Source organism: Phycisphaerae bacterium, from assembly GCA_018003015.1.
GTDB lineage: Bacteria > Planctomycetota > Phycisphaerae > UBA1845 > PWPN01 > JAGNEZ01.
Window position 1 is genome coordinate 21,464 of the sequence record JAGNEZ010000067.1, and the last position, 10,079, is coordinate 31,542.

Sequence of the window (10,079 nt, forward strand, 5' to 3'; positions counted from 1 at the left end):
ATGGCCAAGACACCGTGGAAAACCATCGCCGCGAAGACCGGACATTATTCAGGTCTTCCTGACGACCCCGATCATTCCTGCCGCCATCCCGTGTCCACAGGAGCGGGTCTCCGCTATCATGGCGACGCCCATGCTCCCTTCCCCCGAGAAGCCGACCCGTCGCCATGACATCGATGCGCTGCGCGTCCTGGCCGTTCTGTTGCTGATCTACTTCCACAGCGCCCGGGCCTTCGATCACGAAAGCTGGCACATCAAGAACGGTGAACTCAGCGAAGGGCTGGGCACGTTTGTGAGCTTCGTCGATCTGTGGCACATGCCGCTGTTCTTTCTGCTGGCCGGGGCGAGCACCTGGCTGGCACTGGGGCGCCGATCCGGCGGGCAGTATATCCTCGAGCGAGTCCGACGCCTGTTCGTCGCCCTGCTGTTCGGATGCCTGGTTGTGGTCCCCCCGCAGGTCTACGTTGAACGCATCAGCCCGTGGTCGGCGCCGCGGCAAAGCCCGATCAACTTCGAGGGCACCTACCTGCAGTTCTACCCGCACTTCTTCAGCAGCATCTACCCCGAGGGCAATTTCTCCTGGCACCATCTGTGGTTCGTCGCGTACCTGCTCACCTACTCGATGGTCGCGCTGCCGGTGGTGCTGTGGATGCGCCGGCCGGACCGCGGTCAGCCATTCATCCGCCGGCTGACCGGGGCGGTGGCCAGAGGGCCACGGCTGCTGCTCGCCTGTGTGCCGATCATCGTGGCCGAGATGGTCCTCCGCGGTAAGTTCCCCACCACCCAAGCCCTCTACAACGACTGGGCGGCCCACGCCCATTTTATCCTCGTGTTTCTGTGTGGCTGCCTGCTGATCTCCGATGAGCGGATCTCCGAAGCCGTCCAGCGGCTCAAGGGCCTGACCCTCGCTCTGGCCCTCGTCTCCGCGGCGGTACTCTGGCTGGCCTTCGGGGCGGCGGCCCCCTACTCGCCGCGGTACTTCGCCCAGATCGCGGGCTGGATCGCGTGCCAGTGGTGCTGGCTGCTGGCAATTCTCGGGTATGGCCAAGCGCACCTGAATCGTCCCCCCCCCTGCTGCGTCATGCCGCCGAGATCGCCTACCCGTTCTACATCCTGCACCAGACCGTCATTGTCGTGCTGGCCCACCAGGTGGTACGCTGGCACGCGAGCATAGCCGTCAAGTTTCTGGTCCTCAGCACCGCGTCACTGACGGCCACCATCGTCCTGTGCGAACTGGTCAGGCAGTTCAATGTGACACGGTTCCTGTTCGGGATGCCGGCCAAACGGCGGCTGGTCCGCACGGATGAACCCCGAGCCGAAAGTGAGGAGAATCGACCATGAGAGCATTCCTTTTCGTCGTGATCGCATGGCCCGCGAGTGTCGCCCTGGCCGCCGAGCCGACAACGTGGCCGATCTGCTCGTTCGAAACGCCGGCCGAGATCAAGGCCCTGCTGCCGGCGAACGCCGACGTCCAAGGGGTAAGCGACCATGCCACCGACGGCAGGCAAGCCATCAAGGTCGTCTATCAGCCGGCCGAGTGGCCGCAGGTCAAGGTCAGAGCCGACAAGGTCTGGGACTGGCAGGCGTATGAGAGCCTGCTCATCGACGTCACCAACCCGGGCACAGCGCCGGTGGGCTTCGGCATCCGGGCCGACGATGAGAAGTCGGCCAACGGTCAGGGCGATTGCCGCCAGGGCAATGGAACGATCGAGCCGGGCAAGACGGCCACCTTCGCCCTACCGCTGGGCGGCAACCCGATGTCGTTCGGGATGCGCGGGCTGCCGCCCGTACCGAGTGTGCGGGTCGTGGAAGGCGATTTCAAAGCCACCCTCGACCGGGCTCACCTAGTCGAGTTCCAGGTGTTCATGCACGCCCCTAAGACACCGACGACGCTGATTCTGGACAATGCCCGAGTGGGCCCGTGGCACGCCCCGCTGGACAAGATCGTGGACGAGTACGGCCAGTATGCCAAGGCCGACTGGCCGGGCAAGCTGAAGAGCATGGACGAGTTCACGGAGCGGCGCAGGGCTGAGGAGGCCGAGTTGCAGGCCCGGCCGATACTGCCCGATCGTGACCGATACGGCGGCTGGGCCAAGGGGCCGACGCTCAAGGCGACGGGCTTCTTCCGTACCGAGAAGATCGGCGATAAGTGGTGGCTAATCACGCCGGATGGCCACCTGTTCATCTCCCTGGGCATCGACGTCATCCACGCCGGGGGAGCCACGTTCATCACCGGCCGGGACGCAATGTTCGCCTGGCTGCCGGGCAAGGACGACCCGCTCGCCCGCTTCTTCGGCCACGTCAGTGGGGTGCACTCCGGCCCGGTGCGTGAGGGGCGGACGTTCGACTTTCTGGGTGCCAACCTCGAGCGTAAGTTCGGCCGCGAGTTCCTGGCCCCATGGCTGGACCAGGCCCTGAGGCGACTGCCCTCTTGGGGCTTCAACACGATCGGCAACTGGTCCGACCACCGGCTGGCCGAGCGCCAGCGGGTGCCATACGTGGCCACCACCTGGGTGAGCGGCAACCACAAGAAGCTGGCCAGCGGCTCGGACTACTGGGACTACATGCACGACCCGTTCGATCCGCGTTTTGCCGCCGACGTGGCCGAAGCGATTCGCAGTCAGGCGGCCAAGGCCAAAGACGATCCCTGGTGCCTGGGCCACTTCGTGGACAACGAGTTGAGCTGGGGCGGTTATGGAGAGGAACAGGGCCGGTACGGTCTGGCCATTGGGGCTCTGGCTCGTACCTCCGACGACTCGCCCGGCAAGAAGGCCTTCGTGACCCTGCTCAGGAAGCGCTACGACAGCAAGATCGAGGATCTGAACAAGGGGTGGGGCACCCGATTCACCAGATGGGAGGAGCTGGATGCCTCGTTCAAGGCCCCGATCCCATCACCCGCCGGCATGAAACGGGACATGGCTGCGTTCGTGAAGGAACTAGCAAGAACCTACTTTACGATCGTCCAGGGCGAACTCCGCAAGGGCGACCCGAACCACCTCTACCTCGGCTGCCGTTTCGCCTGGGCAACGATCGATGCGGTCGAAGCGGCCGACGAAATCAGCGACGCACTCAGCTTCAACATCTACGAGAAGACTATCGAGGCGCCGCGATGGCAGCCTCTGCGCGCCCTAGGCAAACCGTGCATCATCGGCGAGTTCCATTCCGGGGCCATGGATCGCGGCATGTTCCATCCCGGCCTGGTGTCCATGCCCGACCAGGCGGCCCGGGCGGCTATGTACCAGGCGTATGTCCGTTCGGTAATCGATCACCCCAACTTCGTGGGCTGCCACTGGTTCCAGTATGTGGACGAGCCGCTGACCGGCCGCACGCACGACGGCGAGAACTACAACATCGGTTTTGTGACCGTGACCGACACCCCTTACCCAGAGATGGTCCAGGCTGCACGGGAGGTCCATCAGGAGGCCTATGGCCGGAGGTTCGGCGGACCGAGATGAGCCCGGCATACCGCACCCGCGTTACCCACTCGCCCGGGGAGCGGGCCTGCTCGCAGATCACCATGAATCCGTGCGGAACGGGGAGGCCGGCAAACCTTCCTTGTTCATCAGGTTAGGCTCAGCCAGTTCATCCCAGCCGAACCGGACGGCGACGGGCTCGGCCACCGCCGCACTGGAGACCACAATGCTCGAGCCCTCTATGGTCGCCTGGGCCTCGACAAACTTCTTGTCGGCTCCGGCGATCTGGAAATGGGTCAGCGCCTTCCCGTCGCGCGAGGCCAAACCGCCGCCGATGTGCTCAAAGGTGAGGCGAATCCGGTTGCCCTCGACGCCCATCGTCTTGTACAGCGGACCGGAATAAATGAGCTCCTGACGACCATAGGTCCTGGCCAGCGCCCAGAGCGAGAGTCGACGACCCACCTCCTGCTTGTTCTTGGGGTGAATGTCCTTGGTGTTGCCGATATCGGTGATGACGGCCATGCCGGTGTTGGGAACGGTCAGGGTGGCGAGCTGAGCCTCCCAGATCCTGGGCAGGCGATCGAGCGTATCACTCATCCGCCTGGCGTTGTACTGGTAAGGGGCAAGCTGAACGTAGAGAAACGGGAAATCGCCCTGGCCCCACGCCTTGCGCCAGCCACCGATCAGAGCCTTCATCTTCTCATGGTAGAGCATGCCGTCCCCGGAGCCGGTGTTGGCCTCGCCCTGATACCAGAGGGCGCCGCGAATCGCGTAGGGAGCCAGCGGGACCACCATCGCGTTATACATGGTGGTGGCGCCTTGGCGACCCCTGGCCAGCAGGGGATGCTCCGGGGGCGCCGGGGCGGTGGCAACGGTCCGGCCGGACTTCATGGCCTTCCGCACGCTGTTCACCCAGTCCTTCGTCCGAGCCACGTACGGGTCGAGGCCCTGGTCGTAGACCTGGTTGGCCTTCTCAATCTCGGCGGTGACGTCCTGGAGGCTGGGCACGGCGGCGAACCCGAACGGAGGCGTCCAGGGCTCGATCCGCGTGCCGCCCCACGAGGTGTTGATGAGGCCGATGGGAACATCGAGTTCACGGTGCAGTTCGCGTCCGAAGAAGTAGGCCACGGCGGAGAAGCCGCTGACCGTCTTGGGTGAGCAGACTTCCCATTTCGCCTCGAGATCAGCGGCCGGCAGACCGGCAAGCTTGCGCGGTACGCTGAAGAGGCGGATCCTGGGGTAGCCGGCGGCCGCTGTCTCCTCGGCGGCCTTGTTCGAGGCGTTCACCGTCATCTGCATGTTGGACTGGCCGGACGCCACCCAGACCTCGCCGACGAGAATGTCCTTGAGAACGATGCGATTCCGGCCGGTCACGACCATTTCGTGCGGTCCAGGGGCGGAGAGCGACGCCAAGCGGAGCTGCCAGCGCCCATCCTCGTCGGTTACGGCCGCCATCTTCTGGTCGCCCAGGGTGACGGTGACGCTCTCGCCGGGCGAGGCCCAGCCCCAGATCGGCAGGGGCATACCACGCTGCAGAACCATGCCGTTGCTGATGACGTGCGGCAGGGTGACCTCGGCAACAGCGGGGAACGACACAGAGATGAAGAGAATCCCGCCGGCGACGGCAAAACGCGCTCGGTTCATGTCCTATCCTCCCCTGTATGGGTTGGCGACCTCACCGTAAACGGAACCCCATGGTATGCTGATCGCCCGGTTATGCAACAGGGAGGATGGGGCGGCGGGAAGCCGCGGGCCTTCCGGTGAGGCCGCCGCGGCGACCTGCCCGGCACAGGCCACCGCAAGGCGGAGATGGTGCAGCAGACCCTCACGGCCCTCCTGGCGGGAGCGAAGCGGCCCGCTGGACACCTTTGCCTATCGCTCGCATAATGGACGCCGAGGCCGGTCGTAGAGCCGGCTCCATCGATGCATCCACGCTCGGCATGTATCACCATGGAACAGTGGGGACAGCACGCATGAGGCAGGCGCGCCGAATTGCACTCCTGATCAGCCCGGATATTGGCTTTTGCCGCCGCGTCCTTCAGGGCATTCATGCCTACGCAGTGACGCGAGACTGGGTATTCCATGACGCTCCGGCGGACGTTCGGGTGATACCGCACATGTGGCGATGGAAGCCGGATGGGATCATCTGCGGGCTGTACGACGAGGATATTGCCCGGCGGCTGGCCCGGTGCCGGGTGCCAATCGTGAACACATCCAGCACGGTGCAGTCGTGGCGCGGGCCGCTGGTCGACGTGGACAACGAGGAGGTCGGACGCCTGGCGGCGGAGCATCTGCTCGACCGGGCCCTTCGTCACTTCGGGTTCTTCGGGGGAACGAAGACCGGATCCTCGATCGGGCGGGAAACCGGCTACCGCAAGCGACTGGCCGCAGCGGGCTTCACCCCCTCCGTGTATCATGCCGAGTACCGGCCGGTACCGCCGCTGAACGCGAACTGGAACGGGCTGGACCGCCCAGTCCGCGACTGGCTCGTCCGGCTGCCCAAACCGGTGGGCATCCTGGCCTCGCACGATCGTCCCGGCCGCGATTTGGTGGACGCCTGCCACCAGTTGGGTCTGAGAGTGCCCGACGAAGTGGCGATTCTGGGTGTAGACGACGACGAGTTCGAATGCTGGTTGTGCAAACCGCCTCTGTCAAGCGTCAAGAACCCGGGAGTGCAAGTCGGTTACGAGGCCGCCAAGCTGCTGGACCGGATGATGAACGGCCCACCGCCGGAGCAACTCCGCATTGGCGTGCCCCCGACCCACGTGATCGCCCGGCAGTCGACCGAGATGACCGCGGTGGAGGACCCGGACGTGGCCGCCGCTCTGGCCTGGGTCCGCGATCACCTGGCCGGGGATGTCAGTGTGAACAACCTGGCCAAGGCAATCGGCATCAGCCGTCGTACCCTGGAGCGGCGATTCCGGGCGGTGCTGGGCAACTCGGTGCTCTCTGAGATCCAGCGCATGCGGATGGAGAAGGCCAAGCACCTGATAGCCGAGACCGATCTCAAGCTGTCCGTGGTGGCGGAACAGTGCGGGATCAGCGGCTTGGCCCGGTTGACGGCGGTTTTCAAGCAGATCACCGGCTATCCACCTTCCACCTATCGGCGGCTGGCCGCGGACGGTCAGGTCTCTCACGCCCGCGAGGTCACCCCGCCGGGCGCGGGATGACCCCGGTCCACCGAAGGGGCACTTCCGAGCAGGATGGAGGCCGGCAGACGCCGGCAGACGCCGCGTTGATGGCGATTCAGGCCTTCGGGCCCAGGCCCCCGGCACGCCAGGGCTGATTGATGCAGCAGCACCCACTCGCAGCCCTCTCCCCCCCCACCCGTCCCCGGTCGTGGCCGGCACGGCACGCTGACGCAAAATGATAATCGATTTACGCATTGGCACCTAGTGAAAGCGGCCCGGTTCCGATAACATAAACGCGTCCGGAGTTCCATTCTCACTTCACGGATCCGCACTCCGGACGGGAAAGAGCTCATGCGTACTGTGGCATCGCGCATCGCCCGGTCCCTCGCGAAGCCAGGAGAGGGCGAGCCTGGCCCGATGCCGTTGCGAAAGTCGGGGCGTTTTTCTGGATACATTGTTCTGCTTGCGGAGGGCACTTCCATGACATGTCGTGTTCATCATGTGCTGGCGATGGCAACGCTCATCGCTCTGGGATCGCTATCGGCCTCGATGGCCGGTCTGCCTGCGTACCAGGCCTCAGTGCGCAGCGAGTCGTCACTCATCAGCTACTACACGTTCGACGGTGACTCGACAGCCGTCGCCGACACCGCGGTCAGCGGCAACAACGGCACGTTGGCGGGGAGCGCGGCGTTCGTTGTCGGCGTCGGCGGAAGCACGGACCAGGCCCTGAATCTTGACGGCAGTGGCTGGGTCACGTTCGGACCGGTGACCGCCTTCGAGTTCGGCGACGGTACCGGAACGGTGGAGGCCTGGATTCATCCCACCTGGGCGGCTGGCGACGACCGCGTGATTGTCGCCAGCCGGGACGGGAATCCGGTGCGATACAGCATTCACGTCGGGGGCGGCCGTGGCTTCGTCAATTCCTACACCGGCTATTCCTGGAGCCGCGGCGACGTTTCGCTGACCGCCGACCGGTGGTACCACGTCGCCGTGGTGTTCGATCCCGGAAACAAGATGCGCGTCTACGTCGATGGGCACCCGGCTCCGGTGACCTATTCCTGGACTCCCTACTTCCACTATCTGGGTCCGGACTTCGGCCAGCCATTCCAGATCGGGGCCTCCGCGGCCGGCGGCAACAGCGAGAACTTTGTCGGCCAGCTGGACGAAGTCGCCATGTACGCGGACGCTCTCGTCGGCACGGACATCATCAAGCACTTGCGGGCTTTCCAGGACCCGGCGATCAGTTTCAACCCGGCGTCAACGACGTTCCGGCTGCCGGACGACTCCGGCCCCAAGAGCTTCACCGTCTCGCTGCCCAGCGCGGCCGGCGCCGGGGGAGCGGTGATCGCGCTGAGTTACGATGACACGGCCATCCAGGTGACCGATGCGGCCGATGTGCCGGTGGGCAACGGCGGCACGGTGACGGTTGCGGCAGGTCACACCGATGTGACCATCAAGGTCACGGCCTACAAGGAGACCGGTCCGGCCCCGGGGCTGGGGGCGGAGAAGGCCATCATGGCGACCAGCTCAGGATTCACCGAAGGCGTGCTCCTCTACTCCACCACCCGGCTGCCGCTCACACTGACACCGAGCAGCAGGACGTTCGTCTCCCCAGGCGATCTGGGCCCGCAAGACGTGGTCATCAGTATGTCCGGGGTGGTCGCCGGTCCTGGCGGCACACCCATCACCCTGACCTACGATTCCTCGGTCATCGCGGTCAAGACCACTGACGGCACGACCATCGCCTCCGGCGGAACAGTCACCGTCCCGGAAGGGGCCGGCAGCGTAACCGTCAAAGTCACCGGCGTTGGGCCGGGCACAACAACCTTGTCCGCAAGCAACTCGGGCTTCGTTCCTGGTGAAGCGTCGTTTGGGACCGAGTATCCTCCTTCGGCAGAACTGACCGCCTACCAGACGCTGATCAAGTCCGAATCCTCGCTGGTCGGCTACTACACTTTCGATACGGATACCACCCAGGTGGCCAACCAGAGCCCGGTGGGCGGACCCAGCGGAACGTTGGTCGGTACGACGGCGTTCAGCGGGAGGCAGGAGGGTGGACGCGTTCTGCAGCTCGGCGGCGGCGGATTGGTGGCCTTCCCGGCCGGAATGACCGGTTTCGACTTCCCCGGCGACAAGGGCACGGTCGAGGCCTGGGTGCGGCCCACCTGGCCGGTGGATGGCGGAGCGAGCGACTACGTCGTGGCCGCCAGCCGCAACGGAGGCCCGGTTCGTTACAGCGCTCACATGAGGTACCACCGGCGGGGGCTCAACTCGTGGACAGGTGCCTCGTGGAACGAAATGGGGTTCCCGTTCGTTGAGGACCGCTGGTACCACATCGCGTATGTGTACGAGACCGGCACGCTGCGGTGCTACGTGGACGGCATCCAAATCGGCTCCGTGGCTCACACCCTCGGCGGCAGCATGGGCCAGACTTTCCAGATCGGGGCATCCGCCGCGGGCGGCAACGCGGAGAACTTCATCGGCGGAATCGACGAAGTCGCCATCTACAGCGACGCCCTGACCGGGGCCCAGCTACTCATGCACTTCAACACACTGAAGCCGAGATTCGCGCCCCCGACCGCGGTAACGGGTCTCCTCGCAAGCTACGAAGCCACAGTTCTGGCCGAGCCTTCGTTGCTGAGCTACTACACTTTCGAGGGCGACACGACCGCGGTGTCCGACAAGAAAGGACCGTACAACGGCACGTTGGTGGATCTGACCGAATGGACGGAAGGATTCGCTGGCGGCCAGGCCCTGGGCCTCCAGACTTACGGGCACGTCAGTCTTGGCAACGTCGAGGATTTCAAGTTCAGCGACGGCACCGGTTCCATCGAAGCCTGGGTGAATCCCACCGGCGTCGGCCTGGGACTCGGGAACAAGTCAATCTTCGCCGGCCGGGATGACAGCCTCAACCGTTACACCATGCACGTGAACACGAGCAACGGCGACATGGGCGTCTCCACGACCGGCAACACCGGCGGCACTTACCTGGAGACGCCGGCGGGCACGATCACCGGCGATGCCTGGCAGCACGTCGTTGCGGTGTTCAGCAACGATGGGACAACGAACCGGACCAGCCTCTATATCAACGGGGTAGCGGCCGTGAACAACGTGGCTCAGATTCTGGGCACCCTGGATGCCAGCAGCTTCCAGATTGGAGCGGGCCGGCCCAACGGCGGCTTCCGTTTCCTCGGGCAGATTGACGAACTGGCCCTGTACAGCGAGCCGCTCACCCCAGAGCAGGTGGCGGCGCACTTCAACACCACCGCGTTGACCTTCTCGATCGCCGAGCATGACTTTGTTTTGCCCTCTCAGGCCGGTCCGATCGCGGTCACGCTCTCATTGCCATCGGGTACGGTGGCCCCGGTCGGCGGCACGGCGGTCACGCTGGCCTTCGACGCCTCCATCATCGAGGTTAGGGCCCGCAAAGAAATAACCTGAACGATTCTACCGTCGCGGCGAGACTATGTAGTTCCAATCGCCGTGAAACGGCTCTGGCCTGACGTGGAGTCGGCCCAGTTCTGCATCACTCACTTTG

General features: G+C 64.8%; 5 protein-coding genes. 4 read left to right on the forward strand and 1 reads right to left on the reverse strand.

What is annotated here, in order from left to right; all coding sequences use genetic code 11:
• Window positions 1-130 precede the first annotated feature (130 nt).
• Together KA354_20940 and KA354_20945 are read left to right on the forward strand one after the other, a co-directional pair.
• Window positions 131-1,171, forward strand: a complete 1,041-nt coding sequence (locus KA354_20940) for an acyltransferase (protein ID MBP7937119.1) — start codon at window positions 131-133, stop codon at window positions 1,169-1,171.
• Between the two features lie 163 nt (window positions 1,172-1,334).
• Window positions 1,335-3,452, forward strand: a complete 2,118-nt coding sequence (locus tag KA354_20945; GenBank protein ID MBP7937120.1) for a hypothetical protein — start codon at window positions 1,335-1,337, stop codon at window positions 3,450-3,452.
• 57 nt (window positions 3,453-3,509) lie between these two features.
• On the opposite strand, the gene KA354_20950 is transcribed toward KA354_20945, so the two are convergent.
• Window positions 3,510-5,054: a sialate O-acetylesterase gene (locus KA354_20950; GenBank protein MBP7937121.1), complete on the reverse strand. Its 1,545-nt coding sequence runs from the start codon at window positions 5,052-5,054 to the stop codon at window positions 3,510-3,512.
• Between the two features lie 329 nt (window positions 5,055-5,383).
• Between KA354_20950 and KA354_20955 the strand changes: the two genes are divergently transcribed.
• Window positions 5,384-6,580 (forward strand): DNA-binding transcriptional regulator, encoded by a 1,197-nt coding sequence (locus tag KA354_20955; GenBank protein MBP7937122.1) that lies wholly within the window; start codon window positions 5,384-5,386, stop codon window positions 6,578-6,580.
• 441 nt (window positions 6,581-7,021) lie between these two features.
• Window positions 7,022-9,982, forward strand: coding sequence for a LamG domain-containing protein (locus KA354_20960; GenBank protein MBP7937123.1), 2,961 nt, complete (start codon window positions 7,022-7,024; stop codon window positions 9,980-9,982).
• Window positions 9,983-10,079: the final 97 nt, after the last annotated feature.